This window comes from Nocardia alni (genome assembly GCF_019038435.1).
GTDB lineage: Bacteria > Actinomycetota > Actinomycetes > Mycobacteriales > Mycobacteriaceae > Nocardia > Nocardia alni.
This window is the reverse complement of the sequence record NZ_JAGPOX010000030.1, coordinates 28,984-51,585: the sequence shown is the minus strand read 5'-3', so window position 1 is coordinate 51,585 and position 22,602 is coordinate 28,984. Positions and strand designations below refer to the sequence as shown.

The following is a 22,602-nucleotide window of genomic DNA, read 5'->3' as shown; positions in this document are numbered from 1 at the left end:
CCGTGCTGTGTCGGGGCAGGGGAACGGCGGAATGATCGCCACGTGCGATGACGGGTTCAGCTCAGATCCAGCAGGACCTTCCCCACCGCCCGCCCGTCCGCGACCAGACGCAGAGCCTGCGCGGCCTGGTCGAGCGGGAACACCGCGCCGATGTGCGGCCGGGCCTGCCCGGTGGTCAGCAGGGCGCGGAGTTCGTCCTCGTTGCGGTGGAATTCGGTGGGGTCCAGGTCTTGGAACTGGAAGCCCAGGATTTGGATGCTCTTGACCAGGACCAGGTTCAGGGGGATGCGGGGGATCGTCCCGGAGGCGTAGCCGATGGTGACGAAGCGGCCGCCTCGGCGGAGGGCGCGGAGGGCGGGTTCGGACAGGTCGCCGCCTACCGGGTCCAGGACGGCGGCGGCGCCGTCGGGTAGGGCGGTGCGTAGCGCCGAGCGCAGGGTTTGCGCTGGAGTCGTGTCGGGGGTCGCGGGGCGGTAGTTGATGAGTTGGTCTGCGCCGCAGGACTTTGCGGCGTCGAGCTTTTCCTGGGACGAGGCCACCGCGGTGACCGTCGCGCCCAGGCAGCGGGCCAACTGGACTGCCGCCAGGCCCACGCCGCTGCCGGCGCCGAGCACGATCACCCGATCGCCCTCACGGACCCGGGCGACCGACCGCAGCGCGTGATACGCGGTGCGGTAGGCCACTCCGAACGCGACGGCGTCGCGGTCGTCTATCCCGTCCGGGATGCGGGACAGGGATGCGGATTTCGTCACCACCTGTTCGGCGAAGGCGCCGTACAGGCCGGTGCCGGTGACTCGGTCGCCGGGGGCGAATTCGTCGACCCCGTCTCCGAGTTCATCTACGACGCCGGCGAATTCACTGCCTGGTACGAACGGTGGCGGCACGCTGATCTGGTACTTGTTCGCCAGAACGAGCACGTCGGGAAAGTTCACCGCCGCGGCGGTCACCCGCACCCGCACCTGCCCTGGTTCGGGGACGGGTGCGGGGAGATCTTGTACGGCAACGACTTCCGGGTCGCCGTAGCCGGGGCAGACCGCCGCGCGCATTCAGCGTCCCTGCCAGACCGGTGTGCGCTTCTCGACGAATGCGCGGGCGCCCTCCTTGGCGTCCTGGCTGCCGAACACCGTCTGATGCCAGTGCGGCGTGCGCTCGGTGGCGGCCGCGGCGTCGGTCACCCCGACGCGCACGAGTTCCTTGATCGCGGCCAGGCTCAGCGGGGCGTTCGCGGCGATCCGCTCGGCCATCGACAACGCCGCGGACGCAACCTCATCCGGCTCGGCGACGACGTTGACCAGGCCGAGCTGATAAGCCCGCTCGGCGGTGATCGGGTCACCGGTCATGGCGATCTCGAGGGCGACGTGCATCGGGATCCGGGTGCCCAGGAACGTGCCGCCGCCGCCCGGGTACAGTCCGCGCTTCACCTCGGGCAGGCCGAATTTCGCGGCGCTGGAGGCGACGATGACATCACAGCTCATCAGCAGTTCCAGACCGCCGCCGACCGCCGTGGCATTCGCCGCGCCGACCACCGGAATCCCGGTCTTGCCCTGGCCCAGACGGTGATACGCGGCGGCCTCCGGGGTGTCGCCGCCAAGATCTCCACCGTCGGCGAACGCCTTGAGGTCCATGCCCGCGCAGAAGGCGCGGTCGCCGGTGCCGGTGATCAGCAGCGCGCGGATCTCCACATTCTGCTCGGCCTCCAGCAGCGCTCCGCCGATGCCGCGAATCACCTGGCCGTTCAGGGCATTGCGTGCTTCGGGACGGTTGATGCGGGCGGTGAGGACCGCGCCGTGGCGCTCGACGATCAGTTCATCCGACATGGCGATACTCCGTTGTCTCGGCGAGTTCGGCCGCCGATCGCATGGTGTCGACCACGACCGGACCGAACGCTTCCAGTTTCACATCACCCTTCGCCCGCTGGTAACCGCGTTCCAGCACGATGGCCAGCTTCCACTTGGCCAGGATCAGGTAGTAGTCGATATCGTCCACCTGACGCCCGGACACCTCGGCGTAGTGCGCGAGAATCTGCGAGCTCGAGGGCATGTACTGCATATTGGCATACCCTCGGTTCGCCAGCGCCGGGTCGCTGGTGTCTTCCGGCCAGCCCTGCAGCATCCAGCCCAGATCCAGTTTGGGGTCGCCGACGGTGCCCATCTCCCAGTCCACCAGCGCCGCGAGCTTTGCCGGACCGCCGTGGCGGAACATGACATTGGCGAACTGATAGTCGCCGTGCATGATTCCCGGAATGTAGTCCAGCGGCCGATTGGTACGCAGCCATTCGGTGGCCTCGGCCATCCCGTCGAGGGTGCGGGAACCGTCGATCTTGGCGTAGAAGTCCAGCCAGCGGGCCACCTGACGCTCGTGATACCCATCGGGGCGGCCCAGATCCTGCAAACCCTTCGCGCGCCAATCGACCCGGGACAGCAGCGCGATGCCCTCGGCGAGTTGGTAGCCCAGTCCCGCGCGCGCGGCGTGATCGGAGGCGAACGGCTCGGGCCAGACGCCGTGATTCTCCATCGGCGACCAGCCGTCCACGAAGCCCATCAGGTAGAAGGTGCGGCCCAGGACGGACAGGTCGGTGCAGGCGGCGATGGCCGCGGTGTGCGGCACGTCGGTGCCGTCCAGCGCCTCGATGATGCGCCATTCGCGCAGGATCCCGGCGTCGCGCTCGGCCGGGGCGGATACCGGCGGAATGCGCAGCACGCTGGTGTGATCGCCGCGGGTGATCACGTAGATCTCGTTCTGGGTGCCGCCGGACAGGAAGCGTTGCTCGATCGGCGCACCCGCGCCGGGCAGGCCGGCGGCGTCCATCCACGCGCCGAGGCGGGTGGTGTCGAGTGTCGGAGTGGTGCTGATGGTCACTGGTTACCTACTTCGTGCTCGAGGAACTGGGCGTACTTCTCCTGGGCCTGCTCACGCAGCCGGGGCATCCAGCCGGTCGGCCACATGTCGTCGGTGGGCCGGTAGTCGCGCAGTACCTGCTTGGCGACCGTGCCCTTGTGCACCTCGGTGGGTCCGTCGGCCAGGCCCATGACGGCCGCGCCGTGCACCATCCCGAAGAACGGCATCTCGTTGGTGACACCGAGCGCGCCGTGCACCTGCATTGCGCGCCAGGCGATGTCGTGCAGCACGGTCGGCATGACGACCTTCACCGCGGCGATGTCCTTGCGCACCTTCTTGTAATCGTTGTACTTGTCGATCTCCCACGCGGTGTACAGCACGAACAGCCGGAACTGCTGGAGCTGAGCGTAGGAGTCGGCGATGTAGCCCTGCACGAATTGCTTGTCCGCCAAACGGCTTCCGGCCGTCTCGCGGCTCAGCGCCCGCTCGCACATCATGTCGATCGCCTTGCGAGCCAGGCCGATGGTGCGCATGGCATGGTGAATTCGCCCGCCGCCCAACCGGGTCTGGGCGATCACGAACGCCTGCCCCTCGCCGCCCAGCAGCGCCCCTGCGGGCACCCGCACGCCGTCGTAGTGGATCAGCGCGTGCTGGCCCTCGTTGTCGGGCTCGCCGTAGAGGCCGACGTTACGCACAATCTTGATACCGGGGGTGTCCGCGGGCACCAGGAACATCGACATGCCCTGGTACGCGCTGACATCCGGGTTCGTGACCGCCATGACGATCAGGAACGCGGCGGTCGAGGCGTTGGAGGAGAAGAACTTCCAGCCGTCGATGATCCAGTCGTCGCCGTCTCGCCGGGCGCGCGTGGTGAACTGGGTCGGGTCCGCGCCGGCCTGCGGCTCGGTCATCGAATAGCAGGAGAACAGCTCCCCGTCCAGCAGGGGGCGCAGGTAGCGCTCCTTCTGCTCGGGCGTGCCGTAGTGGGCGATGATCTCGGCGTTGCCGGTGTCGGGGGCCTGACAGCCGAAGACGATCGGCGCCCAGGACGAGCGCCCCAGGATCTCGTTGAGCAGCGCGAGCCTCAGCTGCCCATATCCTTGTCCGCCGAGATCCGGGCCCAGATGTGTCGCCCACAGCCCTTGTTCCCGCACGCGCTCCTTCAGCGGATCGATGGCCTTGCGCCGTCCGCCGTCCAGTGGCACGAACTGCAGATGTGGAAACGCCAGATCCAGCGGCTCCACCTCTTGTCGCACGAACTCATCCGCCCAGTCCAGCTTTGCCTGATATGCCGGATCGGTCTCGAAATCCCAAGCCATTGCGCCTCCTCTTTGACAATGAGAATATTCTTCTCGTGAATCAGAACGCAATTCTTGATCCGAAGGACCGCTTCCACCTGGGGATCGTCACGACCGACCCGGACGCGACGGCCGCGATGCTGACGAGCGTGCTCGGCTACGAGTGGGGGATCACCGTGGGCAACGCGGTGGAGGTCACCGGTCCGGACGGGGTGCACACGGTCGAGTTGTCGTGCGCGTTCTCGGTGACCGAACCTCGGCTCGAGGTCGTGCGCGCGGTCGCGGGCACGCTGTGGGAGCCGGTGCCCGGCAGCGGGATTCACCACCTCGGATACTGGTCGGACGATGTCACGGCCGACACCGCCGCGCTGCGCGAACACGGCTGGGACCTCGAGGCCGGCCGGGTCATGCCCGACGGGAAGCTTTTCTTCGCCTTCCTGTCCGGCGCCCAGGGCTTCCGGGTGGAACTGGTGGATCGGCGGGCGCAGGCCGGGATGAGCCAGTGCTGGGCCCCGGTGGCCGGTCGATAGCGACGAACCCCTACGGATCGAGGAGTGGAAATGACCGAAGTGGGCATCGTGACCGGCGGTGGTCGCGGTATGGGCTTCGCCTGTGCGCAGAGGGTCGCGGCGATGGTCGACGTGTTGCTACTGGTCGATCTCGACGCGTCGGGCGCCGCGGCTGCCGCCGAGCGGCTCGCCGGTGAGGATCATCGGGCAACGATCGAACCCGTGGCCATCGACATCACCGATGCCGAGGCGCTGGACCGGCTGGCGGCGCGTGCGAGGGAACTCGGCACGCTCCGAGCGGTCGCACATGCCGCCGGAATCTCGCCGAGCATGGCGGACTGGCGGCGCATCTTCACCGTGGACCTGGTGGGTACCGCGCTCCTGGCGCAGGCCCTGCGCCCGCTGGCCGGACCGACCACGGCCACAGTGTGTTTCGCCTCGATGGCCCCACTCCTGGATCCCGCCACCCCGGACCCGGCCGCGCTGGCGGTGCTGGACGATCCGCTGGACGAGAAGTTCCTCGACCGGCTGCACGATGTGCTCGGCGTGGCCCTGGAGGACACGGGCATGGCCTACGGCTGGGCCAAGCGCGGCGTCCACCGGTTCGTCCAGCGCGAGGCGGTTCGGCTGGGCCCCGCCGGCGCCCGCATCTGCTCGGTCTCGCCCGGCATCATCGACACCCCGCAGGGGCGTCAAGAGGCCGCTGAGCATGCCGGCATGGCCCGTCTGGTCGAGGCCACGCCGCTGAGCCGCACGGGCAGGGCGGACGAGGTCGCGGCGGTCGTCGCATTCGCCCTGTCCTCGGAGGCCAGCTTCCTCAACGGTATCGATCTGCTGGTCGACGGCGGGGTGTACGCCGCCCTGCGCAGTAGGGCCGAGTAAGCCCGACAAGTCGGTTGCGCATGCGGCGCCAGCCGGTCCAGCGCCTCGGCGTCGGTGATGTCGATGGCCAGGGGTTCGATCGTGGCCTGGTGATTCTTCCTGGTGACCGGCGCGGTGCGGTTGAAGGCTGGACCGGCAGCCTGGCTTGGGCCGAGGAGTCACCGCCGGTCGTCCGGTGCGAGAGACCGAGCAAATCGGCGGCGACAGGTCGGGCGTTACCCGGGTGTATCTCAGAGTATGGGAGGCATATCCTTGTATATGGACTTTCCGGTGTGGGGCCGCGCAAGATGCCCCTGACGAAGGGAGATCTCGTGACCAAATACACGCACGGCCATCACGAATCGGTACTGCGTTCGCATCGTCGGCGCACCGCCGCCGACTCGGCCGCGTACCTGCTGCCCCATCTCGACTCGGGCGCCTCGCTGCTGGACATCGGCGCCGGACCCGGAACGATCACGGTCGATCTCGCCACCCGGGTGGGGAGGGTGACGGCGACCGAGATCGGCGACGCCGAGCTGGCCCTGTCGCGGGACCTGGCCGCCGAACGCGGGGCGTCCAACATCGAATTCAGCGTCCAGGACGTTCATGCGCTGACCTTCCCGGACGGCGCGTTCGACGTCGTGCACGCTCATCAGGTGCTCCAGCACGTGGCCGATCCGGTTGCGGCCCTGCGGGAGATGGGGCGGGTGACCCGCCCGGAGGGCCTGGTCGCCGCCCGGGACGGCGACTACGCCGGATTCATCTGGTGGCCACTGCTTCCCGAGCTGGACGAATGGCTTCGGTTGTACCGCACGGCGGCTCGCGCCAACGGCGGCGAGCCCGACGCCGGCCGCCGCCTGCTGACCTGGGCCCGGTCCGCGGGCCTCACCGACGTCACGGCGACCTCGTCCACCTGGTGCTACTCCACTCCCGAATCGCGGGACTGGTGGGGCGGCATGTGGGCCGAGCGCGTCACCGATTCGGCCCTGGCCCGCCAGCTGGTCGACAGCGGCCTCGCGACAACGGCCGACCTCCAGCGCATCAGCGCCGCGTGGCGAGCGTGGGCCGACGCCGAGGACGGCTGGATCTCGCTGGTGCACGGCGAGATCATCGCGCGGATTCCGGCCGTCTGACGCTACCCTGAGGGGCACCCGCCGAGCGCGATGATCACCAGGGCGGATGGTTGTCCACGAAAGAGGGCCGCCATGACATTCCATATCCCGGTCATCGATATCTCGCCCTATGTCGGTGCAGGTTCGGCGGACGAGCGGGCCGCCGTCGCCCGCGCGGTCGACGAGGCGGCGTGCACCGTCGGATTCATGCAGATCACCGGGCATGGGGTATCCGATCCGGTGCTGGAAAAGTTCGCCGCGGCGATGGATTCGTTCTTCGCGCTGAACCTGGAGGCCAAGAAGGCATACCGCACACCACCGGAGATCAACCGAGGATATTCGCCACCCAAGAGCGAAAGCCTCAGCCTGAGCCTGGGAGTGACGTCGGCCAACCGGATGAACGACTTCTTCGAGGCGTTCAACATCGGCGCCGCCGCATCCGACTACCCAGGAGTGGACCTCCCGGCAACCGACTACGCGGAAAACCTGTGGCCGCAACAAACTCCCGGACTTCCGCGCACCCGTACAAGCGTATTTCGCCGAGGCGACACGAGTGTCCCGCACCCTCACCACCGTCTTCGCCGACGCCCTGGACCTACCGCCCGGCTATTTCGACGACTTCGCCAACCACTCGCTCGACGTATTGCGCATGAACAACTATGCGCTCCCGCCGGGAACCGTCGACCCGGACGGCGACTTGGTGGGAATGGGGGAGCACACCGACTACGGCATCGTGACCGTACTGTGGGCCGATCGAGTCCCCGGCCTAGGTCCTCGGCGCCGAGGACCACTGGCACGACGTCCAGCCCGCCGACAACGCCCTCCTGATAAACCTCGGCGACCTGATGTCCCGCTGGACAAACGAACGCTGGCTCTCAACCCTCCACCGAGTACACCCACCCGTCGTCAACGGCAAAGTCGAAAGACGCCGCAGCGCAGCCTATTTCCACGACGGCAATATCGACGCAGTAATCGAAACCCTGCCCTCGTGTGTAGGCTCAGCCAGCAAATACCCGCCAACCACGATCGCCGACCACATCCGCGCCAAACTCGCCGGATCCCTTGGGCTACAACCGAATAACGACGCCACCCGGGAGGCGGCGCGAGTGCTGGCCGCGGTCGAGAAGCAACCGTGAGTGCAGTGAATCGCGCCCGGTCGCGCGCCTATGCGATCCCGAGGGGTGGGTTTTGGCCGGAGCTGGGGCGGTAGGTGGATAGGCGTTCTGTGTTCAATTTCGGTGCGGTGCCGGGGATTACCGGTGTAAGGGTGTTCCTGTAGACGAATTCCTCGGCCGACCCGTCGAACCAGGTCACCTCGTTTCCGCCGCGCAGGCTCCGGCCGGATGATCTAGGGAATCAGCCGGTAGACGGTTGCCTTGCCAGGACCGCCCACCTGTTGGACGATTCCCTCGTCACGCAAATTTTTGAGTGCTTTGCGAGTACCCTGTGCCGACAGCCCGAGCCATTTCTGCAAGTCGGCGACGCTGGCTGGCCCGTCTTTCAGGAACTCGACAATCTTCTCGCGAGTCGTTGTTGGCCGTTGATTGTCACCCGCAAGTGATTTTCGTACGACCGGCGCTTTTGAGCTGGTATCTGTGGCTGACCGGCTGAAGTCGGCGTGTTCAACCTTACGGTTACGGGTTGGCTGTCGCAGGATCGCGGTGAACCGGATGCCTGCATCGTCGAAACGGACTGGCGGTAGGTCGGCCTCGATCAGCGACTGCGTGATCATCGGCATTCCAGTGGCGAGACCTTCGACGACGCGACCGCCGTAGCCTGGCGATTGCAGGTATTGGCAGATCCTGACCAGCCACTGGTTCCGTGCCGAGGTTACTGCTTCCTGGCCGAGGCGGTCGACGGTAATGCCGTATAGACCACCGGGGTTGCCGATGACCAGTCGGTCGGAACGAAGTCTGACTTGGACCGCCATACCCATCGACCACTCATCGAGATCGCGATGGAGAATCGCGTTGACAATAAGCTCGCGAAACGCCACTAGTGGATAGGCGGGCACATTGACCACATGGCCGTCTGACCGATTCGAGATTCTGCTGTCGAAAGTTCTTCCGGCCCAGTCCAAGATCCCGTCCAGCATGCGTGGAATCGGCCCGGAGACAATCACATGGTTGCGCGCTCGGACACTCAACGGGTCGGTCGGTAACCGCTCTGCAGCAGCTTGGATCACGAAATTCGGAAACCACTGCTGTGGGTAGATGCCGAGTGCTAGAAGCCCGGCGCGAGTCGGGATATCGTCGGCGGTGAGCACGCCCGCATGGCGGAGTAGCTCTTCACCTTCGAACCGGCCCAGTCCGAGCCGATCCTGTTGCCGGACGGTGCGAGTGAATTCGTTGATCAGATCCGGGTCGAGATCGTTCAGGGTCGCGTCGGTCACCGGCAGGCGATCGAATGTGGGATGTTCGCGAGCGGCCAGGAATGCCTGTTCCTCGAGCGGTGACATCCGGAAATCGCCATCGTATCCCCGCATGTAGGCGGCGCCTGTTGAGCTTGCCCTGCAAGGCTTGGCCGAGGTAGCACATTCGTGCACGATGGCAACGATCACATGCATACCGTCGGTTGATGCGTCTTCGATCGTCAACTGAATAGGTGGTGTGAATGCGCGGGCTTTCTTGGCCAGTCCTTGTTTCAGAATTTGCGGATCGGACAACGGCACGGGATTGAAGTTGTTGCGCTCGTCCAGGCCCAGAATGATTACGCCACCGCCCGGATGATTTGCGAGAGCAGATAGCGTGCTGGTCAGCGACTCCGGGAGTCCGCCAGCAGCTGATTTGACCTCGACGTTGGTGCAGTCTCCGCCTGCGGACCGCAGCTTGGCGATGAGGCGGGAGAGATCGACGGGCATGCTCAAATGCTACCTGGAACGCAACTCAAATGCTACTAGGGACCATTTGGTGGCATTTGAGTTGCGTTTAAGGTTGACTCAGGCCGGTGTGCTTTTCAGTGTTCCGCGACGGGTGGGAGGTCTGGTGGGCGGGGTCGATTGGCATGACTAAATGCTACTCAAATGCCTCGCCAGCCACGGATGTTCGTCGACGCAGGGCGGTGATCAGGACCAGGGCGACCAGCACTGGAGCGCATGCCGCCAGCACGATTGTCCGGGTCGGCATGCCTAGGCCGAGCATCGCGCCGCCGACGATTGGGCCGAGGACGGAGCCGATCCGGCCGAGGGAGGCGGACCAGCCGACGCCGGTGGTGGCGGTTCGGGGTGGGTACATGGTGGCGGCCAGGCCGGTTTGGCCGATCATTGCGGCTTGGAGGCCGAAGCCGACGCCGGCGAAGACGGTCAGGAGGAGGGCTTTGTCCGGGCCGAGGCGGGAGGACAGGGCCAGGAAGGCGATCGCTATTACCGTGGTCACCACGAGAATCGAGGCGATTCGGTATCGCACGCCGGCGGCCATGAGCACGAGTCCGCTCAGGATGCTGCCGCCGCCCAGGGCGGCCGAGCCGAGCGGCGCCAGTGAGGCGGAGAATCCGTAGCTGGTCAGCAGGGTCGGTAACCACGACGAGAAGATGAAGTACACGCCGAACATGAGCAGGCCGAATGCCCACAGCAGCGTGGTGCGGAGTCGGTAGCCCTCGTCGAACAGGCGGGTCACCGAGGAGGATTCGGGGGTCGGCGGCGCGGAGGCGCTGTCCGGCGTCTCGCTGGGCAGGCCGAACCAGAGGGCCGGTATCAGCAGTGCCGATCCGATGCCGCCGGCGATGAACACCGACCTCCATCCATACAGGCCGATCAGCCGGGCGCCCAGCAGGCCGGCGATCAGGGCGCCGACCGCGATGGCCATGGCGACGAAGATGGCGATCATCTGGCGGTATCGGGCCGGGTTCACCGCGGTGGCCAGCGAGACCGCCGCCGGCAGTACCGCGCCGAGGCCCAGTCCGGTGAACAGCCGCACCAGCGACAGTTCGGTGGTCGTCTGCACCACCGCGTTGAGTAGCGAGCCGACGGTGAACGCGGCCACCGCCACCGTCACGACCCCGCGCCGCCCATAGCGCGCCGACAGCCGGCCGCAGGTCAGATAGCCGATGGCGACGCCCAGGCTGGTCAGCGACAGGGCGGCGGTGAAATGCGAGGCCGGCACGTGCCAGGTATGCGAGAGCGTCGGCACCGCCAGGCCGAGTGCGGTGGAGTCGTAGCCGTCGAGCAGCACCGCGAGGAAACCGAGGATGAGAACCGGCCAGCGGATGTCGGTACCGCGGGCCGGGCCCGGCACGACGGACATAGCGGTCGAATCGCCCGACTCCGCCCCGCTGACACTTGGCTCCGTCCTGCGCGATGCGCGTCGTGTCGATGGTTCGCTCGCAAGCTCGCTCACGTCGGGGGACTCCTTTCGAGGCCCGTCCGGGTCGTTCGAAGACCGGGATGCGCCCGCGAGAGTGGCATGCGACTGTGCGTCAGGCCACAGAAAAACCATGTGCTAAGCAGTTCTAAAGTCTTAGCGCAAAGAAGTCAAGGCCAAAGGTAACTCGGCCCGGCGGTCGAAACGAAGGCTTAATAGGCGTTCCCCGTGTCTTCGACGTCGGCGAGGGCGTGCCCGGCGGTGGTTCGCTCGGTGGTGAGGGGTGCTACCCGTCGGCCTCTGGGGTGGTGGAGTTAGGCGAGGCCGGGGCGACACGGAGTCGTCGTCATGTTGCCGCCGGGGCAGCACTGTCTGTATTGCCTCACTGAACGGTCGCCGGCTCGGTGCGGATGCGCTTTCAAGGCTGACGCAGATGGTGGCCTTGGAGCTGTCCGATCGCGATGCGGCCGGGTTCATCCATCTTGTACGCCGAGTGTCGGGGCGCGTCACGGCCGCAGCGGTTGACGAGCGGGCAATCCTTGGTTATATATTTAAGCACTAAGATATTTAAGGCTTAGATAGTGAGGAGGCGTCGGTATGGCAGTCGGCGAAACGCTTGTGTTCGAGCCGATTCCGGACGAGGCGCTGATCGGTGGGCACTGGAAGCAGGCGTCGGGTCCGTGCGGGCAGGTGCTGAACCCGGCCACCGGTGCGGTCCTGCAGACGATCACCCAGACCACCGATGCGGACGCGGATACGGCGGTGCGGGCCGCGGTCGCGGCGGTCGCCGACCCGGCATGGCGGGATCTGCTGCCGCACCGGCGCGCGCACTACCTGTACCGGATCGCCGACGCCATCGAGGGCGCCACGAAATCCCTTGCGCTGCTACAGAGTTTCAACACCGGTAAGACGCTCGCCGAGACGAGTGCGCTGGTGGCCAGCGCCGCCGGCACCTTCCGCTATTTCGGCGCGGCACTGGAAACCTTCGACCAGGATCTGACCACGCCGCGCGGTGACTACCTCACCATGAGCACCTACGAGCCGATCGGCGTGATCGGCGCGATCACGCCGTGGAATTCACCGATCGCCAGCGACGCGCAGAAGATCGCGCCCGCACTGGCGGCCGGAAATGCCGTGGTGCTCAAGCCCGCCGAGTGGACGCCGCTGGTGTCGCTGGCGCTGGCACGGCTGATCGATGAAACCGGACTGCCGCAGGGGCTGCTGTCGGTATTGCCCGGCAAGGGGTCGGTGGTCGGCGACGCGCTGGTCAGGCACCCCTGGGTCGGGAAGGTGACCTTCACCGGCGGCACCCGGACCGGCCGGACGTTGGCGCACGTCGCCGCCGAGAAGCTGATGCCGATCTCCCTGGAACTCGGTGGCAAGTCGCCGACGATCGTCCTCGACGACGCCGATCTGGACCAGGCCGTGAATGGAGTCGTGTACGGCATCTTCTCCTCGTCGGGACAGAGCTGTGTCGCCGGATCGCGGCTGTTCGTGGACGCGAGCATCTACGACGAATTCCTCGACCGACTGGTCGCCAAGACCCGCGAGCTGAGAGTGGGCCCGGGGCAGCGACCGGATGTGCAGGTGGGGCCGCTCGTGCATCCCAGCCATCGTGACGCGGTGGGCCGCTACGTCGATCTCGCCCGTGAGGAGGGAGGCCGGATCCGTTGTGGTGGAGCGGTTCCCGAAGATCCAACACTTGATCCCGCAGGAGCGTGGTACCTGCCGACGATCGTCGACGGCCTGCCCAACTCGGCGCGGGTATGCCAGGAGGAGATCTTCGGGCCGGTACTGGTGGCCCTGCCGTTCCGTGGCCTCGACGATCTGATCGCCCAGGCCAACGACTCCGTCTACGGGCTGGCCGCGGGCATCTGGACCCGGGATTACCGACGGGCGCTGTGGCTGTCGCGCCGCTTGCAGGCCGGCACGGTGTGGATCAACACCTACAAGCAGTTCAGCATCTCGACCCCCTTCGGCGGGGTGAAGGAGAGCGGGCTGGGAGTGGAGAAGGGGCGGGCCGCGCTGGCGGGCTACTCCCGGCAGAAGAGCCTCTACCTGGGCTTGGAGTCCGAACCGAACTCGTGGGCGGACTGAGGTTTCCGGAGCGGACCTCGCGCATCCATATATCTACCGCTGAACTATCCGAGCTGACTGGAGGCAATAGCCGATGAACGAACCGATCGCGCGTCTACGCGCCCTACGATCCGTCGAACTTCGCACCGTCGCCTTCGCCGATTCCGCCGACTTCTACAGCGGAATCTGGGGTCTGCGGACCGTGGAACGCGACACCGACGTGGCGTGGTTGCGCGGCACCGGAACTCAGCACCACATCCTGCAACTGACCGAGGCCGAACGAAACGGACTGGGCCGCATCACCTTCGCCGTCGCTACTCCGGCCGAGGTGGATGCCGCGGCTCGCCGGCTGGAGGCCAGGGGCATCCCGCTGTTGGCCGGACCCGGTCCCACCGACACGGTCGGCGGAGGCTACGGCCTACGGTTCGCCGACCTGGAGGGCCGGGTGATCGAACTGCTCGCGGACACCTTCGCCGTGCCCCGGCTCGGCGGCGACGCGGTGCCGGTCGGTGTCACCCACGTGGTGCTGAACACCGTCGACATCGACGCCGCGGTCGCGTTCTACACCGACGTGCTCGGCATGCGGGTCTCCGACTGGTCCGAACATCAGATGGCATTCCTGCGCTGCACCACCGATCACCACAGCATCGCGTTCAACAAGGCGAGCTGGACCTCGGTGAATCATGTCGCCTATCAGATGCCGACCGTCGACGACTTCATGCGCGGCATCGGGCGACTACGGCACCACGGCGTGGTCCCGATGTGGGGTCCGGGCAAGCACGGTCCCGGCGACAACACCTTCTCCTATTTCGCCGATCCGGGCGGGCTGGTCTGCGAATACACCAACGGCATCGCGCAGGTCGACGAGGACAGCTGGCTGTGCCGGGTGTGGCGACGGGTGCCGGAGCTGTCGGACACCTGGGGCACCGCGGGCCCGCCGTCCAAGGATGTGCGCACCCATATGGCCGGCGTTCCCGATCTCGGTGCGTTCGAGCAGTTTCCGGAACTGCGCGCGCAGATCCCCGGCGCCGTACCGGTTTCCGAGATCGGCGCCGCGGTATGAGCGGGCTTGCGTGCGAATCATCGACACTGAGCGACCTCCACGTCACCGATCTCGGATCCGGTCCCGATATCGTGCTGCTGCACGGAATAGGCGGCAGCGCAGATACTTTCGCGCCTCAGTTCGCCGATTGGCCGGACCGGCTGCGGCTGCTGGCCTGGGACGCGCCGGGTTATGCGCGCAGCGCCGACCCGGCCGCGCCGCTGACCCTCGACGAATACGCCGACCTGGTCGCCGAGCTGATCGGTGACCGCTGTCGGCGCGGGGCCCACCTGCTCGGCATGTCCTGGGGCGGCGTGATCGCCACCCGGGTGGCGTTGCGGCATCCCGAGCTGCTGCGCAGCCTGATCCTGGGCAGCTCGACCGTCGGCTCCGGCGCCACCGAGGAGGGCGCGGCCGCCATGCTGGCGCGCGCGGACGAACTCGATGCCGACGGTGCTACGGCATTCGCGGCCAAGAGGGCACCGAAAGTGCTTTCTCCACAGGCAGATCCGGAGAAGACTCAGGCAGTGGCCGCGGCGATGGCGGCATCGATTCGCCCGGCCGGATATCGCAGCGCCGCAATGGCCATGGCCGACACCGACCACACCGCCGACCTGCCCCGCATCGACGTCCCGACCCTGGTCCTGTGCGGTGATCTGGACACCGTCACCGGTGAGGCCGCCAGCCAGGTTCTCGCGGGCGGCATTCCGGGCGCGGTGTTCGTGACCCTGCGTGGGGCCGGGCATCTGGCCAACCAGGAGCGACCCGAGGCGTTCGACGCCTGGGCCGAGTCGTTCGTCCAGATCACAGAACGTCTGCGGGCGTCCTGAAGCCTTGCCTGCCAATGATTTCGAGAGAGAAGGAGACACCACCATGGACTACGAGAACTCCGATCTGAAGGAATTCACCGATTCGCTGATCCTCACCAAGGCCAGCCGTCACGAGGACTGGGACGCCCTGGGTTTCCAGGCCAAGGCCGGAGATCAGTTCCGGCGGGCCCAGATTCGCTACGTCGGCTCCGGTGCGACCGGCAATCACGAGGGCGATCGGCGGACCATCCCATCGCAGGGATTCACCTTCTCCAACATGATGCTGCCGCCGGGGGCCGAGGGGCCGGAGCACACCCACCACGACGCAGAGGAGGCGTTCTTCGTGCTGGAGGGTGAGATCGAGGTCGGTGTCCACCGGGACGGGCAGGTGGAGAAGCGCACGCTCGGTTACCGCGACATGATCGTCGTACCGGCCGGGGTGCCGCGCAGCCTGAAGAACAACGGCGACACCACCGCACTGTTCTGCGTCGTCATCGGCGCGCGGAAGCCGCAGGTCCCGACCTACCCGGAGACCTCGGCCATGCACGGGATCAGCCGCGACTGATGTTGCGAGGCAAGACGATCCTGATCACCGGCGCCGGGCGTGGGCTGGGCAAGGCGATCGCCGCCCGGGTGGGTGCGCAGGAGGCCACGCTGTGGCTGGCCGATCTGCGCACCGACTGGGGTGCGGCGGCCGCCGCCGAGTTGCGCGCCGACGGTGTCGACGCCCGGTTCGTACCGGTCGATCTGCGCGACGAGCGGTCGGTGGACGCCATGTTCGCCACCATCGCCGCCGCGGGTCCGCTGTACGGGGTGGTGAACAACGCGGCGCTGGCGGATGGTGTGGGCGGCAAGGCGATTCACGAGCTCGAGGTCGCCGACTGGGATCGGGTGCTGGCCGTGAACCTGCGCGGCACCTTCCTGGTGACCCGGGGTGCGGCACGGGCCCTGATCGCCGCCGGTGACGGTGGCCGGATCGTCACCATCGGTTCGGACGCGGCGCTCTACGGTTCACCGCGACTGTCGCATTACATCGCCTCGAAAGGCGGGGTGGCGGCGCTGAGCCGGACCGTGGCACGGGATCTGGGTGAGTTCGGAATCACCGTGAACACGGTGTCGCCGGGCCTGACCGAGAGTGAATCCGCGGAATTCGTTCCGGCGCATCGGCACGAGCTCTACCGGTTGAACCGTGCGCTGACCCGGCCGCAACAGCCGTCGGATCTGGTCGGCGCGGTGGCGTTCCTGCTCGGCCCGGAGGCCGGATACATCACCGGGCAGCAGCTGGTCGTCGACGGCGGCTTCGTCCTGCACTGATTTCGACTGTCCCCGAGGAGGACTCGACAATGGACCTACATCTGAACGGCCGCACGTACGTGGTGACCGGCGGCAGCTCGGGCGTCGGCCTGGCCACCGTGGGGCTGTTGCTCTCCGAGGGCGCGCGGGTGATCACCTGTGCCCGCGACCTGTCGCGTCTGCGGTCTGCGGTCGAGGCCCTCCCCGGCGCCGAACGGGTGCACGCGCAGTCCTGCGACGTGCGCGATCCGGCGGCGGTCGCATCTCTGATAGCCTCCGGCACAGAGCGTTTCGGCGGCATCGACGGTCTGGTGAACAACGCGGGCCGCTCGCGTATGGCGACGCGTGCCGAGGCGACCCTGGACGACTGGCATGACGAGCTGGATCTGAAGTTCGCCAGTGTGCTCAATACCGTCGACGCCGCATTACCGTGGCTGCGTCGCTCCGATACCGCCGCGATCGTCAACATCAATGCGGTACTGGCCCGCCAGCCGGAGATCCGTCTGGTCACCACCAGCGCCGCTCGTGCCGGACTGCTGAACCTGACCAAGTCGCTGTCGCTGGAACTCGCGCCGGAGAACATCCGGGTGAATACGGTATCGCTGGGCTTGGTCGACACCGGGCAGTGGCGTCGTCGTTACGAAGAGTCCGGCACCGCACAGTCTTTCGCCGAATGGGAGGCACAGATCGCCGCCGACCGCGGTGTCGGGCTCGGCCGCTTCGGTCGTGCCGACGAAGTGGCCGCGATGGTCGTGACCCTGCTGTCCCCGCGCTCGTCCTATGTGACCGGCGCCGATCTCGACGTCTGCGGTGGCGTCGCCCGCTACGTCTGAGAGGAACAACCTATGCCCAACGGTGGAGATCTGCTGGTACAGGTGCTGCGCGAGGCCGGTGTCGACACGGTGTTCGGCATCGTCAGCGTGCACAACCAGCCGCTGGTGGAGGCGGTGGCCCGCGAACTGCGGTTCGTGCCGGTCCGGCACGAGGCCACCGCGGTCAATGCGGCCGACGGATATGCCCGCGCCACAGGAGGTTTGGGCTGTGCCCTGACCAGCACCGGCACCGGCGCGGGTAATGCCGCCGGTGCGCTGGTCGAATCCCTGTCGGCCGCGACGCCGGTGCTGCACGTGACCGGTCAGGTCGAGTCCCGTTACCTCGGCTCCGGCCGTGGGTTCATCCACGAGACCAAGGATCAGCTCGGCATGCTGCTGGCCGTATCCGCGCATGCCGCAACGATTCTCGACGCGAACGCCGCGGGCAAGGTGCTGCGCGACGGGGTGATGAGGGCCCTGTCGCGGCCGGGCGGTCCGGTGAGTGTCGAATGGCCGATCGACCTGCAATACGCCGGGCAGACCGTCACCGGTGAGCAGCTGGTGATTCCCACTCCGCCGCAGGCGGATTCGGCGCAGGTCGCCGTGGCGCTGGAGGCACTGGCCGCCGCCGAGCGCCCGGTGATCTGGGCCGGCGGTGGCGTCACGCGCGCGGGCGTCGAACTCATCGAACTGCTCGAGTGTTGGGGTGCACCGCTTTTCACGAGCAACTCCGGTCGCGGTGCGGTGCCCGAGGATCATCCGCTGTGCATCGGCAACTACGCCACCGCCCCGGCGGGCCGGGCGCTGCTCGCCGACGCGGATCTGGTGCTCTCGCTGGGCACGCACTTCCGTTCCAACGAGACCGCCGACTACACCATCCCGGTCCCGGCCGCGCACGTGCAGGTCGACCTCGATCCGGCCGCACCCGGCCGGGTATTCCCGGTCACCGTCCCGGTGGTGGGGGAGATCGGCGAATTCCTGCGGGCCGTCCTGGATTCCGGCAGGCTCGCCGCGGTCGGCAACGCGTGGACCCAGCGTTGCCGCGGGACCAGGGCGCAGGTGCGATCCGCGCAGCGCGAGGGGCTCGGCGACCACGCCGTACTCAGCGACGCGGTGCGGGCGGCCCTGCCGAGGGATGCGGTGATCGCCCGCGACGTCACCATCGCCTCCAGCTCCTGGGGCAACCGGCTGCTACCCATCTACGACCCGCGCGCCAACGTCTTCCCGCGCGGCGGTGGTATCGGCCAGGGTCTCGGCATGGCGATCGGCGCGGCGCTGGCCGACGAGACCCGGCCCACCCTCGCTTTGTGCGGCGACGGCGGCCTGGCCGTGCACTTCGGTGAAGTACTCACCATGGCTCAGGAGAGGCCGTGGCTGGTACTGCTGGTTTGCAACGACGGCGGTTACGGCGTGCTGCGGAACATGCAGCACGCCAACGGAACCCACACCTACGCCGTGGATCTGACGACTCCCGACTTCGCTCTGCTCGCGCAGTCGATCGGTGTGTCCTACGCCGTGATCCGCTGCGCCGGCGAGGCGCACGAGGTGCTGGCCCGCGCCGCCGCCCTGCGGGCGCCGGTGATCGTGGAGGTCGACCTGGAGGCGTACGGCCCGATGCCCGCCGTTTTCACCCCGCCGGTCTCGGTGTCCACGACAGGTGGTGACCCGCGATGAGCGGAATGCGGCGGAGCGAATCATCGACACGGCGCACGACGGAGCCGAGTGCCGGGGAGGCGCGGTCGTGAACGACACTCTCGACCTGATCGTCCGCCAGTTACGCTGGGAGGCACAAGATATCGTCTCGGTGCGGCTGGAGGACGCCGAGGGCGCCGCGCTGCCGGACTGGACCCCCGGTTCACATATCGACCTGCATCTCGGCGGCGGCCTGATCCGGCAGTACTCGCTGTGCGGTGATCCCGCCGACAAGACCGCCTATCGCATCGCCGTGCTGCGCGACCCCGGCACCCGCGGCGGTTCGCGGTACGTGCACGAATCGCTGCGACCCGGCCAGAATATCTCGATCAGCCGTCCCCGCAACAACTTCGATCTGCTGGACGCGCCGAATTACCTGTTCCTGGCCGGCGGCATCGGGATCACTCCGATCCTGGCCATGATAGGGGAGGCGCAGCGGCGCGGCGCTGAGTGGGAGCTGCACTACGGCGGCCGCACCCGCGCGGGCCTGGCCTTCCTCGATGAACTGGGGGCCTTCGGCGATCGGGTGCATCTGGTCAGCGAGGACCGGGAGGGCAGGCTGGATCTGCCGGGCCTGCTCGGCGCCGTGCATCCGGACACCCTCGTCTACAGCTGCGGCCCGGAAGGCATGCTCGCCGCCGTCGAACAGCACGGCCGCGCGTGGCCCGCCGAGAGCGTCCGGCTGGAGCGGTTCACCCCGAAAAGCACCACCGCACAGGATGTCTCGGATGAGCGTGCGGTCCGGGTGCTGTGCCACCGATCCGGTATCGAAACCGTGGCCGCCCCGGGCGTCAGCATCCTGGACGCCCTCGAGCGGGCCGGGCTCGATCCACCGTATTCGTGCCGTGAAGGCATCTGCGGCAGCTGTGAATCGGTTGTGCTGCAGGGCGTTGCGGACCACCGCGACGACGTGCTGTCCGGCACCGAGCGGGAATCCGGGAAAACCATGATGATCTGCGTCTCCCGGGCGCTGTCCGATGAGCTCGTACTCGATCTGTAGGAGAACACGATGAGTTATCTCGTTGTCCATCAATCTCGTTCGGCAGACCCCACGCCGTACGAAATGAAACTCGCCGGGGCGATCGAAGAGATCTTCGGCCGTGGCGAGCATACCCTCGAAGCCCTGGTCGCCGGGCTCAACGGCGTCGGCATCCACGGTCCCGACGGAAAGGCCTGGACCGCGGAGACTTTCACCACCGAGATGGCACGGCTGGGAGCATGAGCATGAGCGATATCCACACCGGCGACGCGCTGAGCGCCGATCGCATCTTCACCACCGGCATGCGCGACCAGTGGCATGCGATCTGTCCCTCGGATCACATCGCACCCGGCGGCCTGCTGCGCGTCACCCGGCTCGGGGAGGACTGGCTGCTGTTCCGTCGGACCGACGGCACGTTGCGGATGCTCGCCGACCGCTGCCCGCACCGCGGGGCGCCGCTGTCTCAGGGCCAGCACTTGGGCGACCGTATCGCCTGCCGCTACCACGGCGTGCAGATCGACGGCGAGGGCACGGTGTTGTCTGTGCCCGCTATGCCCGGCTGCAGTCTGGAGGGTAAGCAGCTGGTGCGCAGCCTGCCGGTGCGCGAGGTGGCGGGCGCGGTGCTGGCCTGGTTCGGCCTGGACCCGGCCGCCGAACCCGGCCCGCTCCAATTGCCGGATCCCCTGGTCGCCGACGGCATTTCGAACTTCCTGTGCTACGTCGAATGGGACGCTCCGTGGCGTTTCGCACTGGAGAATGTGCTCGACCCGATGCACGGCGCCTTCCTGCACCGGGAGTCGCACACGATGTTCGGCGGCCAGACCACCGCGCGCTTCCGTGTGCGGGAGACCGATCGCGGCTTCTTCTTCGAGAAGACCGATCAGCGCGGTGTGAACTTCGACTGGGTCGAGTTCTGCCGCACCGGAGTCGACTGGCTGGACCTGGAAATTCCCTACCCGGCGACCGCAGGACCCGGCGGTCCGTTCGGCATCGTCGGCATGGGCACCCCGATCGATCAGCGCCGCACCGCGGTCTTCTTCTGGCGCTACCGCCGCGTCACCGGCTGGGAACGCGACGTGTGGAGGTTCCTGTACCGGACCAAACTCGAACAGCGGCACTGGCAGGTGCTGGAACAGGACCGGGAGATGCTGGAGGGCATGGCCGTCGACGCCGACCGGGCCGAGAACCTCTACCAGCACGACCTCGGCGTGCTACGACTGCGCCGGCTCTACCGGGCGCAGGCCGACGAGCAGGCGAGCAGACTGGCGGCTGTCCAGCCGCTCAGTGCCGGAGCCGGGCGATGATCTGCTGCGCGATCCGGGTCGTGCCTTCGAGGTTCGGGTGGAAGGCCCCGGCGCGGATGGCCGCGTGTCCGGCGGTGGGCGGGCCGACGTAGCCGGCGACCCAGGGGTCGGCGCTGCAGGCGGTATGTGCCTCGGCGTCCGGGACGGAGATCACCGTGGCGCCGGTCTGCGCGGCCACGCGGCCGGTGGCATGGAACAGGTCGTCGTAGGTCTGCCGGACGGTGGCCGCTTCCGAGGCGGGCATCGGAGCCGCCGCGCAGGTGGTAGCGGACTTGTCGAACGCGGGCAGATATTGGATCAGCATCACGGTGGCGTGCGGGGCGCGCGCACGCACCATCGAGATCACGGTGGTGATCGACCGCTCGACGGTGGCGATGGCGGCAGCGGTCGGAGGCCGGTGCCCGGTGAGATGTTCGCAGAGCCGGGGCATGGACCCGGTGATCTTGGCGCAGGAGCTGTCGGTCAGCATCGAGCCGACGAGGTTCAGATCGTTGCCACCGATGCTGACGGTGACCAGCCGGGTATCGGTGGTGACGGCGGCGATCTGCGGCGGCATCACCGCGCCGCGCCTGGTGTGCTGCGGCCGGTTGAGGATATTGGCCGTGATCGCGCCGCTGCAGCTCACGTCCACCACACGGAGTCCGGTGGCGGCGGCGACCTGGTGCGGGTAGTTCTGCGCCGATCGCATGCACGCCTGGTTGATGATGTCGGGCAGCCCCGGCCCCGACGCGTAGGAACTGCCCATTGCGACGTACTGCGTCCCGGCCGGAGTCGCCTCGGCCCAGGCCGATCCCGCCAGGGTGGCGGCGGACGCGGCGGCGAGTGCGCAGCCCAGCGCCAGCAGTGAGTGTCGAATCATCGCGATTCCTTCTCGGGCGACATCGGAGTTCCGGGAGCCGGGTGGTGGCGTGCCGGTACGGTCGCCAAGGAATAATACTTTCGCCGATTGTATGGCTTGTGTCGCGAGATGATCCTCGGGGTGTCGTGTGATCCTGGACATCCCCCTACCACGGGCATCCAGGATCCGGTCGGGGCTCGAGAACGGCTTACGGCAGTCGCTCACCCACGCACGAGGCCAGGCGCAGAATGCCGGTGCGGATGCGGCTCTTGGCCGTCCCGAGGGGGATGTTCAGGTAGTCCGCGGCTTGGCGGTGGGTCCACTCGCGGTAGTACACCATCGTGATCAGGGTTCGCTGGTCGTGCGAGAGGGCGTACATCGCGCGCCGCACCTGCTCGGCATCCAGGCGCCGGCTCACCGTCTCGGCGACCAGATCGTCCGGCATCGGTATTTCCCGGCGCACGTAGGCCGTGTCCCGGTCGGCGGCGTTGCGCTCGGAACGGAACCGGTCGACCGAACGCCGGCGCGTCAGCATCATCAGCCAACCGACTGGTGTGGACCTGTCCGGCCGGTACGTGTGGGCACGCGTCCAAACCTGTAGGTACACCTCCTGGGAGACCTCCTCGGCGAGCATGAGCCCGCCGCCGAGGGCCTGCTGGGCCGAGGTGAGCACCCGACGGTGGGTCCGCTGGTAGAACTCGGCGAACGCGTCGTCATCGCGGGCCGCCACTCGTAGCAATAAATCGGCCAGTCCCTGTTGGGGGCCGTCCGTCCGCACCTCGCCGCCCTGTACCGAGTGGCTCTCGTATCTCTGGTCGATCACCGTCATGGTCGCGACTTA

At 67.5% G+C, this 22,602-nt stretch carries 21 protein-coding genes and 1 pseudogene; 14 read left to right on the top strand and 8 right to left on the bottom strand.

The features are described from left to right. Positions 1-56: 56 nt before the first annotated feature. Genes JZ791_RS14275 through JZ791_RS14260 form a run of 4 tightly spaced genes read right to left on the bottom strand, consistent with a single transcriptional unit; the run spans position 57 to position 4,157 of the window. Positions 57-1,046: an NADPH:quinone oxidoreductase family protein gene (locus tag JZ791_RS14275; RefSeq protein ID WP_216894957.1), complete on the bottom strand. Its 990-nt coding sequence runs from the start codon at positions 1,044-1,046 to the stop codon at positions 57-59. After that, positions 1,047-1,817, bottom strand: a complete 771-nt coding sequence (locus JZ791_RS14270; protein WP_216894955.1) for an enoyl-CoA hydratase-related protein — start codon at positions 1,815-1,817, stop codon at positions 1,047-1,049. Beyond that, positions 1,807-2,808, bottom strand: a complete 1,002-nt coding sequence (locus JZ791_RS14265) for a phosphotransferase family protein (RefSeq protein ID WP_216894996.1) — start codon at positions 2,806-2,808, stop codon at positions 1,807-1,809. Before JZ791_RS14265 ends, JZ791_RS14270 begins: the two co-directional genes overlap by 11 nt. Before the next feature lie 47 nt (positions 2,809-2,855). Further along, positions 2,856-4,157 carry an acyl-CoA dehydrogenase family protein gene (locus JZ791_RS14260; RefSeq protein ID WP_216894953.1) on the bottom strand — a complete coding sequence of 434 codons (1,302 nt, stop codon included), beginning with the start codon at positions 4,155-4,157 and terminating at the stop codon, positions 2,856-2,858. A 35-nt stretch (positions 4,158-4,192) separates the two neighbouring features. On the opposite strand from JZ791_RS14260, the gene JZ791_RS14255 reads away from it, so the two are divergent. The 4 genes and pseudogenes from JZ791_RS14255 to JZ791_RS14240 all read left to right on the top strand — a co-directional run bounded on the left by JZ791_RS14255 (position 4,193) and on the right by JZ791_RS14240 (position 7,754). Continuing rightward, the gene (locus JZ791_RS14255; protein WP_308162921.1) at positions 4,193-4,666 is read left to right on the top strand and encodes a VOC family protein; all 474 of its coding nucleotides are present in this window, start codon (positions 4,193-4,195) and stop codon (positions 4,664-4,666) included. A gap of 30 nt (positions 4,667-4,696) precedes the next feature. Further along, complete coding sequence (locus JZ791_RS14250; RefSeq protein ID WP_216894950.1) at positions 4,697-5,527, top strand: SDR family oxidoreductase; 831 nt, start codon at positions 4,697-4,699, stop codon at positions 5,525-5,527. A 311-nt stretch (positions 5,528-5,838) separates the two neighbouring features. Further along, on the top strand, positions 5,839-6,639 hold the full coding sequence (locus tag JZ791_RS14245) for a class I SAM-dependent methyltransferase (RefSeq protein ID WP_438804518.1): 801 nt from the start codon (positions 5,839-5,841) through the stop codon (positions 6,637-6,639). 72 nt (positions 6,640-6,711) lie between these two features. After that, positions 6,712-7,754, top strand: a pseudogene (locus JZ791_RS14240) (isopenicillin N synthase family dioxygenase). A gap of 212 nt (positions 7,755-7,966) precedes the next feature. On the opposite strand, the gene JZ791_RS14235 reads toward JZ791_RS14240, so the two are convergent. Both JZ791_RS14235 and JZ791_RS14230 read right to left on the bottom strand, forming a co-directional pair. Beyond that, a complete protein-coding gene (locus JZ791_RS14235; protein ID WP_216894947.1) occupies positions 7,967-9,478 on the bottom strand; it encodes an ATP-binding protein in 1,512 nt (503 codons plus the stop codon). Between the two features lie 154 nt (positions 9,479-9,632). Then, a complete protein-coding gene (locus JZ791_RS14230) occupies positions 9,633-10,859 on the bottom strand; it encodes an MFS transporter (RefSeq protein WP_216894945.1) in 1,227 nt (408 codons plus the stop codon). A gap of 654 nt (positions 10,860-11,513) precedes the next feature. Between JZ791_RS14230 and JZ791_RS14225 the strand changes: the two genes are divergently transcribed. The 10 genes from JZ791_RS14225 to JZ791_RS14180 all read left to right on the top strand — a co-directional run bounded on the left by JZ791_RS14225 (position 11,514) and on the right by JZ791_RS14180 (position 20,923). Further along, entirely contained in the window at positions 11,514-13,013 is a 1,500-nt protein-coding gene (locus JZ791_RS14225; protein ID WP_216894943.1) for an aldehyde dehydrogenase, read from the top strand. Between the two features lie 73 nt (positions 13,014-13,086). Then, positions 13,087-14,055: a VOC family protein gene (locus JZ791_RS14220; protein WP_216894941.1), complete on the top strand. Its 969-nt coding sequence runs from the start codon at positions 13,087-13,089 to the stop codon at positions 14,053-14,055. Continuing rightward, positions 14,052-14,864 carry an alpha/beta fold hydrolase gene (locus tag JZ791_RS14215; RefSeq protein ID WP_216894939.1) on the top strand — a complete coding sequence of 271 codons (813 nt, stop codon included), beginning with the start codon at positions 14,052-14,054 and terminating at the stop codon, positions 14,862-14,864. Before JZ791_RS14220 ends, JZ791_RS14215 begins: the two co-directional genes overlap by 4 nt. Positions 14,865-14,907: 43 nt before the next feature. After that, positions 14,908-15,408 carry a cupin domain-containing protein gene (locus JZ791_RS14210; protein ID WP_216894938.1) on the top strand — a complete coding sequence of 167 codons (501 nt, stop codon included), beginning with the start codon at positions 14,908-14,910 and terminating at the stop codon, positions 15,406-15,408. Then, positions 15,408-16,157: a 3-oxoacyl-ACP reductase family protein gene (locus JZ791_RS14205; protein WP_438804517.1), complete on the top strand. Its 750-nt coding sequence runs from the start codon at positions 15,408-15,410 to the stop codon at positions 16,155-16,157. The genes JZ791_RS14210 and JZ791_RS14205 overlap by 1 nt, the downstream gene beginning before the upstream one ends. A gap of 29 nt (positions 16,158-16,186) precedes the next feature. Next, positions 16,187-16,969, top strand: a complete 783-nt coding sequence (locus JZ791_RS14200; RefSeq protein ID WP_216894936.1) for an SDR family oxidoreductase — start codon at positions 16,187-16,189, stop codon at positions 16,967-16,969. A 12-nt stretch (positions 16,970-16,981) separates the two neighbouring features. Further along, positions 16,982-18,622 (top strand): thiamine pyrophosphate-binding protein, encoded by a 1,641-nt coding sequence (locus tag JZ791_RS14195; RefSeq protein ID WP_216894934.1) that lies wholly within the window; start codon positions 16,982-16,984, stop codon positions 18,620-18,622. A 67-nt stretch (positions 18,623-18,689) separates the two neighbouring features. Then, entirely contained in the window at positions 18,690-19,640 is a 951-nt protein-coding gene (locus tag JZ791_RS14190; protein ID WP_308162920.1) for a PDR/VanB family oxidoreductase, read from the top strand. A gap of 9 nt (positions 19,641-19,649) precedes the next feature. After that, entirely contained in the window at positions 19,650-19,862 is a 213-nt protein-coding gene (locus tag JZ791_RS14185) for a recombinase-like helix-turn-helix domain-containing protein (protein WP_216894932.1), read from the top strand. 2 nt (positions 19,863-19,864) lie between these two features. Beyond that, the gene (locus JZ791_RS14180; protein WP_216894930.1) at positions 19,865-20,923 is read left to right on the top strand and encodes a Rieske 2Fe-2S domain-containing protein; all 1,059 of its coding nucleotides are present in this window, start codon (positions 19,865-19,867) and stop codon (positions 20,921-20,923) included. On the opposite strand, the gene JZ791_RS14175 is transcribed toward JZ791_RS14180, so the two are convergent. Continuing rightward, entirely contained in the window at positions 20,901-21,782 is an 882-nt protein-coding gene (locus JZ791_RS14175; RefSeq protein ID WP_216894928.1) for an SGNH/GDSL hydrolase family protein, read from the bottom strand. The genes JZ791_RS14180 and JZ791_RS14175 overlap by 23 nt on opposite strands. A 187-nt stretch (positions 21,783-21,969) precedes the next feature. Further along, on the bottom strand, positions 21,970-22,590 hold the full coding sequence (locus JZ791_RS14170; RefSeq protein ID WP_216894926.1) for a sigma-70 family RNA polymerase sigma factor: 621 nt from the start codon (positions 22,588-22,590) through the stop codon (positions 21,970-21,972). Positions 22,591-22,602: the final 12 nt, after the last annotated feature.

Excerpts from the sequence above, each read along its gene's own strand:
- JZ791_RS14235 (WP_216894947.1), bottom strand. The coding sequence starts at position 9,478 with ATGCCCGTCGATCTCTCCCGCCTCATCGCCAAGCTGCGGTCCGCAGGC.
- JZ791_RS14230 (WP_216894945.1), bottom strand. The coding sequence starts at position 10,859 with ATGTCCGTCGTGCCGGGCCCGGCCCGCGGTACCGACATCCGCTGGCCG.
- JZ791_RS14270 (WP_216894955.1), bottom strand. The coding sequence starts at position 1,817 with ATGTCGGATGAACTGATCGTCGAGCGCCACGGCGCGGTCCTCACCGCC.
- JZ791_RS14185 (WP_216894932.1), top strand. The coding sequence starts at position 19,650 with ATGAGTTATCTCGTTGTCCATCAATCTCGTTCGGCAGACCCCACGCCG.
- JZ791_RS14250 (WP_216894950.1), top strand. The coding sequence starts at position 4,697 with ATGACCGAAGTGGGCATCGTGACCGGCGGTGGTCGCGGTATGGGCTTC.
- JZ791_RS14200 (WP_216894936.1), top strand. The coding sequence starts at position 16,187 with ATGGACCTACATCTGAACGGCCGCACGTACGTGGTGACCGGCGGCAGC.
- JZ791_RS14265 (WP_216894996.1), bottom strand. The coding sequence starts at position 2,808 with ATGGACGCCGCCGGCCTGCCCGGCGCGGGTGCGCCGATCGAGCAACGC.
- JZ791_RS14170 (WP_216894926.1), bottom strand. The coding sequence starts at position 22,590 with ATGACGGTGATCGACCAGAGATACGAGAGCCACTCGGTACAGGGCGGC.
- JZ791_RS14175 (WP_216894928.1), bottom strand. The coding sequence starts at position 21,782 with ATGATTCGACACTCACTGCTGGCGCTGGGCTGCGCACTCGCCGCCGCG.
- JZ791_RS14220 (WP_216894941.1), top strand. The coding sequence starts at position 13,087 with ATGAACGAACCGATCGCGCGTCTACGCGCCCTACGATCCGTCGAACTT.
- JZ791_RS14195 (WP_216894934.1), top strand. The coding sequence starts at position 16,982 with ATGCCCAACGGTGGAGATCTGCTGGTACAGGTGCTGCGCGAGGCCGGT.
- JZ791_RS14275 (WP_216894957.1), bottom strand. The coding sequence starts at position 1,046 with ATGCGCGCGGCGGTCTGCCCCGGCTACGGCGACCCGGAAGTCGTTGCC.
- JZ791_RS14225 (WP_216894943.1), top strand. The coding sequence starts at position 11,514 with ATGGCAGTCGGCGAAACGCTTGTGTTCGAGCCGATTCCGGACGAGGCG.
- JZ791_RS14260 (WP_216894953.1), bottom strand. The coding sequence starts at position 4,157 with ATGGCTTGGGATTTCGAGACCGATCCGGCATATCAGGCAAAGCTGGAC.
- JZ791_RS14205 (WP_438804517.1), top strand. The coding sequence starts at position 15,408 with ATGTTGCGAGGCAAGACGATCCTGATCACCGGCGCCGGGCGTGGGCTG.
- JZ791_RS14180 (WP_216894930.1), top strand. The coding sequence starts at position 19,865 with ATGAGCGATATCCACACCGGCGACGCGCTGAGCGCCGATCGCATCTTC.
- JZ791_RS14210 (WP_216894938.1), top strand. The coding sequence starts at position 14,908 with ATGGACTACGAGAACTCCGATCTGAAGGAATTCACCGATTCGCTGATC.
- JZ791_RS14215 (WP_216894939.1), top strand. The coding sequence starts at position 14,052 with ATGAGCGGGCTTGCGTGCGAATCATCGACACTGAGCGACCTCCACGTC.